Origin of the sequence: Klebsiella michiganensis, assembly GCF_015139575.1 — a bacterium.
Taxonomy (GTDB): Bacteria; Pseudomonadota; Gammaproteobacteria; order Enterobacterales; family Enterobacteriaceae; genus Klebsiella; species Klebsiella michiganensis.
On record NZ_AP022547.1, the window covers coordinates 1,397,887 to 1,412,759 of the forward strand.

The following is a 14,873-nucleotide window of genomic DNA, read 5'->3' on the forward strand; positions in this document are numbered from 1 at the left end:
GGGAACGAAAGATAAAAGATTCGTTTCTGACAACAGAATTTGCCTGGCGGCGACAGCGCGGTGGTCCCACCTGACCCCATGCCGAACTCAGAAGTGAAACGCCGTAGCGCCGATGGTAGTGTGGGGTCTCCCCATGTGAGAGTAGGGAACTGCCAGGCATCAAACAAGTGAAGAGCCCATCCTGACGGATGGGCTCTTTGCGTTTTTGTCGTCTGAACCGACCGGACATCGGTTTACCCATAAAACCCAACTCCGCGGTCATTTCTGCCTTTTACTCCCTGCTTTCATCCACATCTTCATAATAATAACCTGCCGGTTTTATGCGGGCTCTCTGTATAAATATACAGAAGATTCCACTAGCCACACTTCAGTCTTATGTACCAGGCTTATAACGTGTATCAGCCAGCCCGTGAGAAAATAATGGCCATTAAGCCTTTTAATTACCAGCAAGACTTTTCCAGCATCGATTTTCGCCAGCATCCGGAGTTTTATCAGGTAGGAAGAGGTGAACAGGGCGTGTTGTTGGTTGAACCCTATAAAAGCGAAATTCTTCCCTACTGGCGCTATAAAGATGAAGCATCGGCGATTGAATCTGCGAGGAAAATTTATCAGCTCTTCGAGTTCTATCGACAGCAGAATGATTTTGTCGGTATGGATATGGCGCGCAAATTTATTCAGATGGGCTACACCCGGGCAAGGCGTTATGCCAATTACAAAGGCGGTAAAAAATACGCGAAGGAGGGGCACCTGAATTCGCGAGGTAATGATCCTGTTAAGGCGGCAGCTGCGGCAGTTTTCAAACAATGGTGGGATAAGCTTCGTCAGGATGAAGATTATCTCCAGCGAAAAAAGAAACATCAGGCTCATTGGGGATAATTTTCAGCATCGATCTTCCCGCCCCACATAAATTTGTGCCGCAATATCGCCTGTATAAAAACCTGTTCTGGCCCGCTATTCACCATATTTCACTTTGCTAATCCTGAAGAATCTCCTTTTAATCGCGAAAACCTGCAGTACGAAAAAAAATGTGAATGGCATCACAAACTAAAAAATAACAATTATATAACATTTAATTTACTAATCGATTTGTCTGATTGAGCGGGGTCACCCGACGCGGCAGATTGCAGTCTTTGCTGGAGCAGAATTACAATGACAGAAAGCAGTATTAGCGAACGCGGATCCCAGGATCAGGGTGATACCCGGCGCCGTATATGGGCAATTGTGGGGGCGTCATCAGGGAATTTGGTGGAATGGTTTGATTTCTACGTCTATTCATTTTGCTCACTCTACTTTGCGCACATCTTCTTTCCTTCTGGCAACACCACTACGCAATTGTTACAAACTGCAGGGGTATTTGCGGCGGGTTTTCTGATGCGTCCGATCGGGGGATGGATATTCGGGCGCATTGCCGATCGTCGTGGACGTAAAACCTCTATGCTTATCTCCGTATGCATGATGTGTTTTGGTTCACTGGTGATTGCCTGCCTGCCGGGTTATGCAACGATAGGGACCTGGGCCCCGGCTCTGCTGCTACTTGCACGCCTGTTCCAGGGCCTGTCCGTTGGCGGAGAATACGGTACCAGCGCGACCTATATGAGCGAAGTCGCGGTGGAAGGAAAGAAAGGTTTCTATGCCTCATTTCAATACGTCACGCTGATTGGTGGGCAACTTCTGGCCGTGCTTGTTGTGGTTGCCTTGCAGCAGATCCTCAGCGATGAAGAGCTTCATGCCTGGGGATGGCGTATCCCGTTTGCTCTTGGCGCAGTCCTGGCTATTGTTGCCCTGTGGCTGAGACGACAGCTGGACGAAACGTCTAAACAGGAAACGCGCGCGTTAAAAGAAGCGGGATCGTTTAAAGGATTATGGCGTAACCGTAAGGCATTTATCATGGTGCTCGGATTCACTGCCGCAGGGTCGTTAAGCTTTTATACCTTTACAACCTATATGCAGAAATATCTGGTCAACACCGCAGGCATGAGCGCGGGTACCGCCAGCATGATTATGACCGCTGCCTTATTTGTTTATATGCTTGTTCAGCCGCTTTTCGGCGCGCTTTCGGATAAGATTGGCCGCCGGACCTCAATGCTCTGTTTTGGCGTACTCGTCACCGTCTTCACTGTCCCGATTCTCAATGCATTACAGAACGTGAGTTCACCGTATGCGGCATTTGCTTTAGTGATATGCGCCCTGTTGATAGTAAGCTTCTATACCTCAATCAGCGGCATTCTGAAGGCCGAAATGTTTCCGGCTCAGGTTCGTGCCCTGGGGGTTGGACTCTCTTATGCGGTGGCCAATGCGCTATTTGGCGGCTCGGCAGAGTATGTCGCGCTGTCGCTAAAATCAGCGGGAATTGAGCACGCCTTTTACTGGTACGTGACCGTCATGGGAGCGATTGCCTTCCTGGTCTCCCTGACGCTGCATCGTAAAGGCAAGGGGCTACGTTTGTAGCATTACTGATGTGCCAGCTGCCATACCGCATAGCCGGTAGTGGCACCTGCCACATCCCAGGCAAAATCTTTCCAGCTCCAGCCGCTCCCTGACGGGCGGCTGTCCCATAGCTCCTTCGATGCCCCTAAGCTCACGGAAAACATAAAGCCTATAGCGGCACTCCGGTCGCGGCTATAGCCCTGATGCTGGGCATATTCGTTGCCTGCGGCGGAAAGCATGGCTGAGGCGAGGAAGTGTTGGGCTTTATCCTGGCCGCTCCATGAATCATTAGCCATATGGCTGCAGCCAGTCAGTAATAATAGTGGGGCAATAAGCATGATGACGCGCATACTAATTCCAGAAAAAGCCCCGCTGGGCGGGGCGTGAATTCAGAGAATACGGCTGATAAGGCGGTCGATTCGGATACGTCGCAGACGCCTGATCAGTTTGCGTACCTTTATCGGGTAATCGGCAATACTTTGTAGATCGCGATAGTGCTGAACGATCGTAGTATGTTTGCGGATGAGATTGAGCTCTTTTTCACGCATTGCGCCGAGCTGGTGTTTTGGATCGTGGATAAGTATCGCGTTTTCCAAATCCAGCCGCCATGCGCGCGGGTTCAGGTTATTGCCGGTCAGCAGCATCCATTCGTCATCAACCCACATGCCTTTCAGGTGGTAGCTGTTATCGTCGTCCTTCCATAAACGGACAATCAGCTGATCGGTATTGACATAATACTGCAGTCGGCTCAGGAAGCGTCGCAGATTGATTTCGTAAAGATAGGGCAGCGCGCCGATAATTTTAAACGGCTGATCTTCCGGAATATAGAAATCATTAGCGGTTTTATCACCAACGATAATTTCGACTTTCTTCCCGCTACGCAGCAGCTGGATGATATTACGTACCAGCAGAGCGGGCAGGTTGAAATAGGGGGTGCAGATAGTCAGCTTATGCTCAGCGCAGGGCATCAAATGAAAAATGGTTTTATTCAGCAGACTCGTCTTCCCGAGGCCCACTAACGGAGTGACCGACAGCTGGTCATCGTCAGCATTGCCGATAAAATGATAGCTGCTATCGCGGAGCTCCTGGCGATACTGGCGGATGTCATTTTTGATTTCCGGACTTTTTGGCCGATCGGCCCTGTCAAGGCGGTTAACGCCACGCCCTTGCACCAGGTTATTCTCAACCCAGTCGAACATCACATCAGCCATTTTACCGTTGCGAATGCACTGGTAGCGGTCGTAGCGATACTTATCGTGTTGATGCAGGTAAACATCATTCAGACTGGCGCCGCTGTAGAGAACGCTGTCATCAATGATAAAACCTTTGAAGTGGAGGACGCCGAGCGCTTCCCGGGTATTGACCGGAACGCCATAAACCGGGATATCGACACCGGGATTTTCCTGCGCCATGCGGCAGTACCAGTCGGCATTGGTGTTTGACGCCGCGACGCCAATACGCCCGCGCTGGGCGCGATGCCAGTCGACCAACACCTGAACATCTAATTCGGGACGCTGACGCTTAGCGTCATAGAGCGCCTGCAAAATTCCTTTGCCGCCATCATCCTGTTCCAGATAAAGCGCAATGATACAAATACGCTGGGTGGCTTGAGCTATCCTGGCCAGTAACGCTTGCCGAAAATCTGCCGGAGCGTAAAAGAACTCGATATCATCAACTGACTGAGAAAGCTTAGGGAGTTGGGCAAGGTGTTGTTGATGTTTATTGCGTTTAAATTTTGACAACATCACAGTGCGTTTCTTCTCTGTTTATTGAAGGGTCTTCTGTACCATGCAGACGACGTAAGCGGGCAATAATACCATTACTACCCGTTAAAGTAGTCAACAATTGCGGCCAGCCGTTTGTAATTGCTCAGGTACAAGATGTAGAGACAAACTGACAATTCCATCTTCAAGCTGAATATCAACCGAGAATCCTAGCTTTCTGGCGAGTCCGATCATGCCTTTATTATTCGGCATGGTAATGCCATTCAAACGCTGCAGGCCGTGGTTTTGCGTGTAGACAATCAGCTTTTCCAGGAGCTTGCGGCCTAACCCCATACCCTTCAGGTCGGAGCGCACCAGTACAGCAAACTCGGCATCGATATTATCCGGATCGGAGATCGCTCGCGTTACGCCGAGGATCTCGTTCCCCTCGGCGGTGGTGCGCACAGCAACAAAGGCCATTTCTCGATCGTAGTCGATCTGCGTCATATTGGCTAAATCATCATGAGTAAATTCGTTGATTTCGCTGAAGTAACGATAATAAAGATCTTCTTTCGTGACCTGAGCGATAAAGGCCATAAGCTGCGGCTCATCTTCCGGGAGGATGGGACGGAAAAGACAGCGTTCACCATTCTTCATCACCACCCACTCCTCCTGCTGCTGAGGGTAAGGGCGTATGGCCAGGCGACTTTCACTATCGCCGGTAAACGGTGCGAGAGTTAACGTGACATCAAGCGCGGTAAACTCGTGGCCGGAAGCCAGAAGAGGATGAATATCCAGGCGCTGTATTTCCGGACAGTCGACGATCAAATTCGATACCTGTACCAGAAGCTGGCTCAGGCCAGGAATATCGAGAGGGCGCAGCGCGCTGCGGCCGCGCACTTTTTTACTTTTGATGGCCTGGATAACCAGATAGCGCGCAAGGTTCATATTCAGCGGCGGGAGCGCGACGGCGGCCTGATCCTCAGCCCGCCATTCGACGCCGCCTTCCCCCAGCATGATCAGCGGCCCAAAAACCGGATCGTGCTCAACGACAACCCGCAGCTCCTGTGCCCCGGCGCGATTAGCCATGCTTTGCACCAGCAGCCCGTGAATACGCGCCTGAGGCCAGGTCATTTTGACGCGATCTATAATCGCGTCCGCGGCCTGCTGTACCTCGGTAGCCGTGCGCAGATAAAGCATAACCCCCTGAACTTCCGACTTGTGCGGAATATCAGGCGAGCGCAGCTTCAGAGCGACGGGGTAGCCAATCTGCTCGGCAATATGTACAGCCTCGGCGCTATCAGCGGCAATCCACGTCGGCAGGGTATGAATACCGTAAGCGTGCAGAACGGGGCTCACTTCATGGGTATCCAGCGACGTTGCGCCTTCATTCATTGCCCGTTGCAGCAGGTTGTACGCTTCGGCAGCGTTAGTGGTTAACGAATCTGACAGGACCGGGGTTTCCCTGAGCTGTTTCTGGTTACGCCGGTACTCCACCATGTGCATAAAAGCGGTAATGGTTCCTTCAGGCGTTCGATAGGTCGGCAGCCCCGCATCGCTAAACAGGCGCCGGGCTTCTTGTGAAGAGAACTCACCGCACCAGTTGGTAAGAACCGTAACGTATTTGCCGCGCGGGTGGCGCTTCAGGGCGTCAATCAGCGCCAGCGCGCTCTCTGTTCCCGGTGCGGCAGCGCTGGGAGAGTGGATCACCAGCAGCGCATCGTAGTCATGGCTATCCAGCAGTACGTTCAACGCTTTGAGGTAATGCTCGCTGCTGGCGTCATCGCGGAGATCCAGCGGGTTGGCAATATCGATGGTTTCAGGTAATGCCTGACGGAGAGCGCTGCTGGTCTCTTCGCTGAGCGCGGCGAGTTTGCCGTTACGCAGCCAGAGCTCATCCAGCGCCAGCGCAGCCGGAGCGGCGCCGTTGCTGATTATCATCAGTTTCTCGCCGCGCAGCGGGCGCATGTGGCTGAGGGTTTCGACCGCTGAGAACAGCTCGTGCGTGTCCTGTACGCGCAATAAACCTGCGCGCTGAATAGCGGCGTCCCAGGCCGGATCCATGCCAGAGTTGACGTGCAGAAGCTTCTGCGCAGCCGGACTGCGTCCGCTTTTTATCACCAGGATCGGCTTATTACGCGATGCGCTACGGGCCGCAGAGACAAAACGACGGGCATCGCTGAGGTGTTCGAGATAAAGCAAAATGGCGCTGGTTTTACTATCGCGAGCGAGGAAATCAAGCAGGTCATCAACGTCGATGTCCAGACTATCCCCCAGCGCAATAAAGTAAGAAAAACCCATCTCGCGCTGCTGGGCCCAGTCGAGGATGGTATTGGAGACCGCCGCCGATTGCGAAATAAACGCCAGTTTGCCGCGATGAATAGGCACCGGCGAAAAGCTGGCGTTGAGGCCCTGCCACGGCGCAAGCAGGCCAAGGCTGTTAGGGCCGAGCAGACGCATCTGGTAGCGGGAGGCGCATTCAAGCAGCGCGGGATACTGTTCCGGGATGGAGGAGAGAATGATGCAGGTTTTGCACCCTTTTTGCCCCAGCGCTTCCAGCAGCTCAAGATTTCGGCGGGCGTTAGTACAAAGCACGGCGAGATCGGGCGTGAAGGGCAGACTGTCGACGTCAGGCCAGGCCAGTACGCCCTGAACCGCTTTCCACGCTGGCGTTACGGGGAGAACGGGGCCGCTAAATCCGCCCGCCAGCAGGTTGCGCATCATCAGATAACCGGCGCGCTGTGGTTTCATTGATGCGCCAATAACGGCGATCGACTTTGGCCGCAGCAATGCTTCCAGGCCTCGTTGGCTCATACCGGTCTCCTTTGATCCCCAGTGACCGAATGATTTTAAACGTTTTCTGTCAGTTGTGCTGTGATACTGCCCTTATGCTGAGTTTTTCCTGCCAGGTAGCGCGCTCTGAATAAGCTGAAGTGCTCGCTAAGGGCCGTGGCTGCGCTTTCATCCCCCGCGAGATCCAGCAGCGCAATCGCGACTTCGGCAGTACAGTATTGGCCTTCTGCGTGAGCTTCCCGCAGGTGATAAGTGGAGATACGCGACAGATCGACGGAAATCATCGGCAGCGCGTCAAGCCAGGGGCTTTTACGGAACATTTTTCGCGCTTCGGGCCAGGTGCCGTCGAGCATAATAAACAGCGGTGGTTTACCCGGGGGTGGTGAATCAAGTACCTGACGCTCTGGGCCAGCGTAAGAGGCAGGAAAAACCACCATCGGCTGATATTGCGCGTCGGCGACGAGATCGAGAAGCGCCTGCGGCGGTTCGGTTCGTGACCACTGAAAGGCCTCCGTCTCCGGCAGGATATCGGCAATCAGGCGGCCGGTATTGCTGGGCTTCATTGGCTCGGTATCGAACATCACCAGGCAAAAACGGCTGGTGGCGGCAGCCGGCTTGAGGGTGGCGCAGAGGCACTGCTTCAACGGCAGCAAGCAACGCTGGCAGCGGTGGATACGGTTGCCGCGAGCAAGAAAAGGCCGGGTGGCGCGCGCGAGGCGTTCGGCGCGAAGGCGAAGGACGGCGTTATCAGTCATGGGGATCGCTAAGAAAAAACGCCATTGTCGCAGAGGAGAAAACGGGGCACAAGCGGTGCCCCGTGAGGTTTACTGCTGGCCTGCTTCGTTTAGCCAGCTATCGAAAGGTGCTTTAGGTACGGCACCATTGAGCATGTCGATAACTTCGCCATTTTTAAACATCATAATGGTCGGGATGCTGCGAATGCGGAAGCGAGCGCTCAATTCACGCTCCATCTCGGTATTCACTTTCACGAAACGCATTTCGCCGCTGCGTTCTTCAGCCACATCTTCAAAGATTGGCGCAAAGTTACGGCAGGGGCCACACCACGGCGCCCAGAAATCAACAACCACGGGCAGATCGTCCTTCAGCAGTTTATCCAGCGTTGCCCCGGTCGCGTTGATCACATCGCCATCAAAAAGATCGTGACCGCAGCGCCCGCATTTCGCGCCATCGGCGCTACGATCGTCGGGGATGCGGTTCAGAGCCTGACAACTGGCACAAACGGTATTCATAACTAACCTCTGGTTATGGGTTGCAGCGCGGCACGTGGCCGATTTGTTTCTGTAATGTTACATATTATCGATGCACTGCGAATAAAGGACAATGAGTTTTATTCAATGAATACGATAGACTCAGGCTTTTAAATGAAATAATGGCTAAGTGATGGCACATCGGGTAATCTGCGCGCTTCGCGCAGCGCAGGTGGAGAAAATGAATGAGCGACGACGAACTGAAAAATAAAAGCGGCAAGGTCAAAGTGATGTATGTCCGCAGTGATGATGATTCTGACCGACGTACCCATAACCCGCGTACCGGGAAGGGCGGGGGACGTCCAGGAAAGTCTCGTGTTGACGGTCGTAACCGCCCCGCGCGCGATGAAAAAGAGAGCCGCGGTGGCGATCGTAAACGTGACGATCGCAAGCGTGAAGGCTTTGGCGGCGAGGGCTCCTCTCCGTGGCGTACCGTATCCCGCGCGCCGGGCGATGAGGCGCCGGTAAAAGCGGATCACGGCGGGATCAGCGGAAAAAGCTTTATCGATCCTGAAGTGCTGCGCCGCCAGCGCGCGGAAGAAACCCGCGTTTATGGTGAAAACGCCTGCCAGGCGCTGTTCCAGAGCCGTCCGGACGCCATCGTTCGCGCCTGGTTTATCCAGAGCGTGACCCCGCGCTTCAAAGAAGCTCTGCGCTGGATGGCGGCGAATCGTAAAGCCTATCACGTGGTCGATGAAGCAGAGCTGGCGAAAGCGTCCGGCACTGAACACCACGGCGGGGTTTGCTTCCTGATTAAAAAGCGCCACGGCACTTCCGTTGAGCAGTGGGTGGCTAAAGCCGACGCTGAAGATTGTGTTCTGGCGCTGGAAGATGTCGGCAACCCGCACAACCTCGGCGCGATTATGCGCAGCTGCGCGCACTTTGGCGTCAAAGGCGTGATTGTGCAGGATGCCGGCGTTATGGAGTCCGGCGCCGCGATTCGTACTGCGGAAGGCGGCGCTGAGCACGTTGAGCCGATTACGGGCGACAGCTTCATCGATACGCTCGAGCGCTTCCGTAAAGCGGGCTACGCGATTGTTTCTACTTCCAGCCATAACGGGACTCCGCTGTTCAAAGCCGAGCTGCCGAAGAAAATGGTGCTGGTGTTAGGGCAGGAGAGTGACGGTCTTTCTGACGCCGCTATCTCCAGCGCCGATCTGAACATCGCGATTGAAGGCACCGGCAACGTTGAAAGCCTGAACGTGTCCGTAGCAACCGGCGTGCTGCTGGCTGAATGGTGGCGGCAGAACAAGGCGTAACACCTTGTCTCAGAGTCAAAATGCCAGCGTAATGCTGGCATTTTCATTTTCAGAGCTATTCGCTTTCAGCCGGTAGCCTGGGCAGCCAGTCAATGGGCGCTTCGCCGCGTTCGGTCAGCCACTGATTCGCCTGCACGAAATGATTACTGCCAAAGAACCCGCGGTGGGCGGAGAGGGGCGACGGGTGCGGCGCTTTGAGCACGCAGTGGCGCTGGCGATCGATTATCGCGCCTTTCTTCTGCGCATGCGAACCCCACAGCAGAAAGACGACGCCTTCCCGATGCTGGTTAATCAGCGAAATGACTTTATCGGTAAAAGTTTCCCAACCGAGGCTGGCGTGAGAGTGCGCTTGTCCGGCACGTACCGTTAATACGGTATTGAGCAGCAACACGCCCTGGCGCGCCCAGCTTTCGAGATAACCGTGAGTCGGGCGCTGAAAGCCTGGTATCGTCCCTTCCAGTTCCTTGTACATATTCAGCAGCGATGGCGGGATCTGAATGCCCGGTAGAACCGAGAAGGCGAGGCCGTGCGCCTGCCCTGGTCCATGGTAAGGATCCTGGCCGAGAATCACCACTTTAACGTCGCTTAGCTCAGTATAACGAAACGCGTTAAAGACATCTTTTTGCGGGGGATAGATGGTGATTCCCGATTGCCGCTCGTCAGCAACGGTTTTCAGGGTATTAACAAAATAGGGTTGCTGCTTCTCTTCTGCCAGCACGTCATGCCAGGTTAATGGGGCGGTCATTTTGCTCTCCTGCAAAGTGTCATTGCCATAGCTTAACTGCATCTTTCAACATCACAAAATTTGCCCCACGCGATTGACGCTCTTTATGCAAAAAAAATTGAAAACTTACAAATTTATTTGGTAGGTGGCATGGCGTAACTTGATGTAAAACAATAATATCCGCCTATGACCACTTTTGTGATGTGGTTTTTGTTGATTTAAATCAAAGAATGCCGGGTGTACGGCTGATATATATACACTCATAGAACAATGGTTTTACCAATTGGCCGCGAAGGCCAATAATCGAACAAACCCTGCCTGGGAGGCATAAAATGATTACTGGTATCCAAATTACTAAAGCTGCAAACGACGACCTGCTGAACTCTTTCTGGCTGCTGGATAGCGAAAAAGGCGAAGCCCGCTGCCTGTGCGCGAAAGCCGGTTTTGCTGAAGATGACGTGGTTGCAGTGAGCAATCTGGGTGAAATCGAATACCGTGAAATCCCGGTAGACGTGAAGCCTGAAGTCCGCGTTGAAGGCGGTCAGCACCTGAACGTTAACGTGCTGCGTCGCGAAACTCTGCTGGACGCGGTTGAACATCCGGAAAAATACCCGCAGCTGACCATTCGCGTGTCTGGCTATGCGGTACGCTTTAACTCTCTGACTCCGGAACAGCAGCGCGACGTTATCGCCCGTACTTTTACTGAAAGCCTGTAAGATTCCGTTTTAATGTGAAAACGCCGGGATATCCCGGCGTTTTTTTTACTCTTCGTTTGACTTCTGCGGAGCATCCGCTGCGCTTGGTTTACGACGCTTACCAATGTTTTTGGTATCGCGATGGCGTTTTTTCACGCGCGGTTTCTCTTTTTCTTTCTCTTTCTTCTCTGCACGCTTGGCTAAAACCTTCTTGGAAGGTTTACCGGTTTGCTTCTCGCTGGGGGCGCGAGTGGTCGGGCGCAGTTCATCGATGACGCGGGCTTTTAACGGCTCTTCAATATAGCGGCCAATTTTACCCAGCAGCAGATGGTCGTGGGCTTCGACCAGAGAGATGGCCGTTCCCTTTTTACCCGCGCGTCCGGTACGACCGATACGGTGCAGATAGATGTCGGCCGTGCGCGGCAAGTCGAAGTTGAAAACGTGACTGACGTCCGCGATGTCGATCCCGCGCGCGGCAACGTCGGTGGCGATTAACACGTTAATACGGCCATCGGTCAGGCGGCTAATCGCTTCATTACGTTTTGCCTGTACCATCTCACCTTCCAGCCAGCAGGTGTTGATACCCGCTTCACGCAGCCAGCCCGCCAGCTCATGCACGCGCTCGCGCTTACGGACGAAGACGATAGAACGCGTCGCTTCCGGCTGCTTTAGCAGATGGACCAGCAGAGCGGTCTTATGCTTGACGTCATCGGCGCGGTAATACCACTGGTGAATCTTTTTACGCTCGCGGGTGGAGGGAGTCGCAGAGACTTCCACCGGTTCTTCCAGCAGACGCTCAGCAAAATCTTTAATGGCGTCACCTTCGAGGGTGGCGGAGAACAGCATGGTCTGCTTACGCCAGCGGGTTTCACCGGCAATGTGTTCGATATCCTGCGCGAAGCCCATGTCCAGCATGCGGTCCGCTTCATCAAGGATCAGCGTTTCAACGGCGCGGCAATCAAAGTTTTCTTCTTTAATATATTGCAGCAGGCGACCGGTCGTGGCGACCACGATGTCCTGGTTCTCGCTGAACACTTCAGCATGGTTCATATAGGCGACACCGCCGGTGATTGTGGCGATATCCAGATGAGTATGTTTTGCCAGCTCACGCGCATGGTCGGCAACCTGCATCGCCAGTTCGCGCGTGGGGGTCAGGATAAGAATGCGCGGCGGACCAGACTTCTTGCGCGGAAAATCGAGCAGATGCTGCAACGCTGGCAGGAGATACGCCGCCGTTTTACCGGTGCCGGTCGGGGCTGAACCGAGAATATCACGGCCATCAAGCGCAGGCGGAATAGCGGCGGCCTGAATGGCTGTCGGGCGTGTGAAACCTTTATCCTGGAGGGCGTCCAGCAGGTTTTCGTCGAGTTCAAGTTCGGAAAAAGTCGTTACAGTCATGATCTACCTCTGAGTGGACCGCCGATTATAGACGTTACGGACGCAATGTTCATCTGTTTGTAAGGCTATCTGTTCTCCGGTATTGTGCATAGCCTTAAGCTCAGGAGTTTTTTGCCCGCAAGGTTATCGAGGATGTCCCAGTCGAAGTTCGCGCTGCCGCGCAATGGTTTTACGTTTAAGCAGTTTTTTGTCGCCCACGATCGCTGTGCGATGAAAGTGGGTACCGACGGCATTTTACTCGGCGCATGGGCCCCCATCGCTCAGGTTAAGCGCGTGCTGGATATCGGCGCGGGCAGCGGTCTGTTAGCGCTGATGCTCGCGCAGCGAACCGGCGAGACGGTGATTGTGGATGCCGTGGAGCTGGATGAAGAGGCGGCAGAACAGGCGCGAGAAAACGCCGCGGATTCTCCCTGGGCCGATCGCCTGCAGATTCATCAGGCGGATATTCAGCAATGGCAGCCGCAGCAAACCCGCCGCTATGAGCTGATTGTCAGCAATCCGCCTTTTTTCGCTGAAGGCGTACCTTGCGCCACCTCGCAGCGCGAGCAGGCTCGCTATACCTCCTCCCTCGATCACGCAACATTATTAACCTGCGCCGCCGAGCTTATTACGGAGGAGGGGTTTTTCTGTGTCGTGCTTCCGGTCGACATTGGTAACGCCTTTGTGCAGCGGGCGCAGAATATGGGCTGGCATCTGCGTCTGCGTACCGACGTGGCGGAAACGGAAGTGCGCCCGCCGCATCGGGTTCTGTTGGCTTTTTCGCCGACGGCGGGGGAGGAGTGCTTTAGCGACAGATTGATCATCCGTGGGCCAGAGCAGCAGTATTCCGAAGGATTTACCGCTCTGACCCAGGACTTTTATCTTTTTATGTGAGCCAGCGGCGAGAGCACCGACGGCCCGCTCTCCGGCAACTGGTCAGGATAGTCCAGCGTATAGTGAAGCCCGCGGCTCTCTTTACGCAGCATGGCGCAGCGCACAATCAGCTCGGCAACCTGCACCAGGTTTCGCAGCTCCAGTAAATTATTGGAGACGCGGAAGCGGGCGTAGTATTCGTCCAGTTCCTGCTGCAGCATAGTAATGCGGCGCAGGGCGCGCTCAAGACGGCGGGTGGTGCGCACGATGCCGACATAATCCCACATCAGCAAGCGCAGCTCATGCCAGTTGTGCTGAATCACGACCAGTTCATCAGGTATTTCAACCTGGCTTTCGTCCCATGATGGCAGTTCATTGACTGCCTGCGCGAACGGCAGACGCTTAACGATATCTTCGGCGGCGGACCACCCGTAGACGAGGCACTCAAGCAACGAGTTTGATGCCATCCGGTTAGCGCCGTGTAATCCGGTATAGCTTACTTCACCGATGGCATACAGCCCGTCGACGTCGGTGCGCCCGTGATCGTCAACCATGACGCCGCCGCAGGTGTAGTGCGCGGCAGGAACCACGGGCACCGCTTCTTTTGTCAGATCGATGCCCAGCCCCAGCAGCTTCTCGTAGATCATCGGGAAGTGGTGGCGAATAAATTCTGCCGGTTTATGGCTGATATCCAGATACATGCAGTCAGCGCCAAGGCGCTTCATCTCATGATCGATGGCTCTGGCGACGATATCGCGCGGAGCCAGCTCGCCGCGCTCGTCAAAGTCCGGCATAAACCGCGTGCCATCAGGGCGTTTCAACAGCGCGCCCTCGCCGCGCAGCGCTTCCGTCAGCAGGAAGTTGCGCGCTTGCGGATGGTACAGCGCGGTTGGGTGGAACTGATTAAATTCGAGGTTGGCGACCCGGCAGCCGGCACGCCAGGCCATCGCGATACCATCGCCGGAAGAGACGTCAGGATTCGTCGTATATTGATAAACTTTAGCCGCGCCGCCGGTAGCCAGCACCACGGCCTTTGCGCTACAGGTTTCAACCGCTTCTTTATTACGATTCCAGATCCACGCGCCCACCACCCGGCGCGTGCCGGGCAGGCCGATTTTATCGGAGATAATAAGGTCAACGGCGTTACTGCGTTCCAGTATGCGGATATTAGGGTGGGCCAGCGCCTGGCTCACCAGGGTAGTCTCAACGGCTTTACCGGTCGCATCGGCGGCGTGGAGAATTCTGCGGTGGCTGTGACCTCCCTCGCGGGTCAGATGGTAGCTCTCTTCGCCGTTCGCCTGAACCTGAGTATCAAACAGCACGCCCTGATCGATTAGCCACTGAACGCAGGGTTTAGCGTTGCTCGCCACGAATGAGACCGCATGGCGATCGCAAAGACCCGCTCCGGCTATCAACGTATCCTCGATGTGCGATTCAACGCTATCGGTTTCATCAAATACGGCGGCAATACCGCCCTGAGCGTAGAAAGTAGAACCTTCACTGATAGGGCCTTTGCTGAGAACCGTGACCGCGCAGCGTTCCGCCAGGCGTAAGGCAAGGGATAATCCGGCAGCGCCGCTGCCAATAATCAGCACATCACAGGAGGAATCGGAAGTTGTTTTCATGGCCTTTGTTTAATTTACTAAACACAATAAGCGAACAATAGCACCAGCCAGCGAGAAATCGTACATTTTTTTTACTCAGCGTTGTGAGGACTAAACATAGCGGCGTAATGAGGCGGGCTGTAAATGGAA

13 protein-coding genes and 1 rRNA gene are annotated in these 14,873 nt (G+C 54.3%); 6 read left to right on the forward strand and 8 right to left on the reverse strand.

Features of this window, described 5'->3' with window-relative positions:
* The first annotated feature begins 42 nt into the window (after positions 1-42).
* The 3 genes from rrf to JLG71_RS06740 all read left to right on the forward strand — a co-directional run bounded on the left by rrf (position 43) and on the right by JLG71_RS06740 (position 2,448).
* Positions 43-158 (forward strand): 5S ribosomal RNA (gene rrf / locus JLG71_RS06730).
* Between the two features lie 262 nt (positions 159-420).
* Complete coding sequence (locus tag JLG71_RS06735; RefSeq protein WP_014230413.1) at positions 421-876, forward strand: DUF4385 domain-containing protein; 456 nt, start codon at positions 421-423, stop codon at positions 874-876.
* A 273-nt stretch (positions 877-1,149) separates the two neighbouring features.
* Positions 1,150-2,448: an MFS transporter gene (locus JLG71_RS06740; protein WP_004853296.1), complete on the forward strand. Its 1,299-nt coding sequence runs from the start codon at positions 1,150-1,152 to the stop codon at positions 2,446-2,448.
* 2 nt (positions 2,449-2,450) lie between these two features.
* Here JLG71_RS06740 and JLG71_RS06745 read toward each other — a convergent pair whose 3' ends face one another.
* The 5 genes from JLG71_RS06745 to trxC form a co-directional block, all read right to left on the reverse strand.
* A complete protein-coding gene (locus JLG71_RS06745; protein WP_014839230.1) occupies positions 2,451-2,777 on the reverse strand; it encodes a YfiM family lipoprotein in 327 nt (108 codons plus the stop codon).
* Between the two features lie 39 nt (positions 2,778-2,816).
* Positions 2,817-4,172, reverse strand: coding sequence for a CDP-diacylglycerol--serine O-phosphatidyltransferase (gene pssA, locus JLG71_RS06750; protein WP_014230410.1), 1,356 nt, complete (start codon positions 4,170-4,172; stop codon positions 2,817-2,819).
* 93 nt (positions 4,173-4,265) lie between these two features.
* Positions 4,266-6,944 carry a bifunctional acetate--CoA ligase family protein/GNAT family N-acetyltransferase gene (locus JLG71_RS06755; protein ID WP_025106576.1) on the reverse strand — a complete coding sequence of 893 codons (2,679 nt, stop codon included), beginning with the start codon at positions 6,942-6,944 and terminating at the stop codon, positions 4,266-4,268.
* A 35-nt stretch (positions 6,945-6,979) separates the two neighbouring features.
* Positions 6,980-7,678: a tRNA-uridine aminocarboxypropyltransferase gene (locus JLG71_RS06760; RefSeq protein ID WP_064358940.1), complete on the reverse strand. Its 699-nt coding sequence runs from the start codon at positions 7,676-7,678 to the stop codon at positions 6,980-6,982.
* A gap of 69 nt (positions 7,679-7,747) precedes the next feature.
* The gene (trxC, locus tag JLG71_RS06765) at positions 7,748-8,173 is read right to left on the reverse strand and encodes a thioredoxin TrxC (protein ID WP_004104599.1); all 426 of its coding nucleotides are present in this window, start codon (positions 8,171-8,173) and stop codon (positions 7,748-7,750) included.
* Positions 8,174-8,376: 203 nt separating this feature from the next.
* Here trxC and JLG71_RS06770 point away from each other — a divergent pair, with 203 nt between their 5' ends.
* Positions 8,377-9,450, forward strand: a complete 1,074-nt coding sequence (locus JLG71_RS06770) for a tRNA/rRNA methyltransferase (RefSeq protein WP_004123719.1) — start codon at positions 8,377-8,379, stop codon at positions 9,448-9,450.
* Positions 9,451-9,505: 55 nt separating this feature from the next.
* On the opposite strand, the gene ung is transcribed toward JLG71_RS06770, so the two are convergent.
* Positions 9,506-10,195: a uracil-DNA glycosylase gene (gene ung / locus JLG71_RS06775; protein WP_014230405.1), complete on the reverse strand. Its 690-nt coding sequence runs from the start codon at positions 10,193-10,195 to the stop codon at positions 9,506-9,508.
* 311 nt (positions 10,196-10,506) lie between these two features.
* On the opposite strand from ung, the gene grcA reads away from it, so the two are divergent.
* Complete coding sequence (gene grcA / locus JLG71_RS06780; protein WP_004104596.1) at positions 10,507-10,890, forward strand: autonomous glycyl radical cofactor GrcA; 384 nt, start codon at positions 10,507-10,509, stop codon at positions 10,888-10,890.
* A gap of 45 nt (positions 10,891-10,935) precedes the next feature.
* On the opposite strand, the gene srmB is transcribed toward grcA, so the two are convergent.
* Positions 10,936-12,267, reverse strand: coding sequence for an ATP-dependent RNA helicase SrmB (gene srmB / locus JLG71_RS06785; protein ID WP_004853282.1), 1,332 nt, complete (start codon positions 12,265-12,267; stop codon positions 10,936-10,938).
* Positions 12,268-12,399: 132 nt separating this feature from the next.
* Between srmB and trmN the strand changes: the two genes are divergently transcribed.
* Positions 12,400-13,140 carry a tRNA(1)(Val) (adenine(37)-N(6))-methyltransferase TrmN gene (trmN, locus tag JLG71_RS06790; RefSeq protein ID WP_014230403.1) on the forward strand — a complete coding sequence of 247 codons (741 nt, stop codon included), beginning with the start codon at positions 12,400-12,402 and terminating at the stop codon, positions 13,138-13,140.
* On the opposite strand, the gene nadB is transcribed toward trmN, so the two are convergent.
* The gene (gene nadB, locus JLG71_RS06795) at positions 13,125-14,744 is read right to left on the reverse strand and encodes an L-aspartate oxidase (protein ID WP_004853280.1); all 1,620 of its coding nucleotides are present in this window, start codon (positions 14,742-14,744) and stop codon (positions 13,125-13,127) included. The two genes, trmN and nadB, sit on opposite strands and share 16 nt — an antisense overlap.
* Positions 14,745-14,873 lie beyond the last annotated feature (129 nt).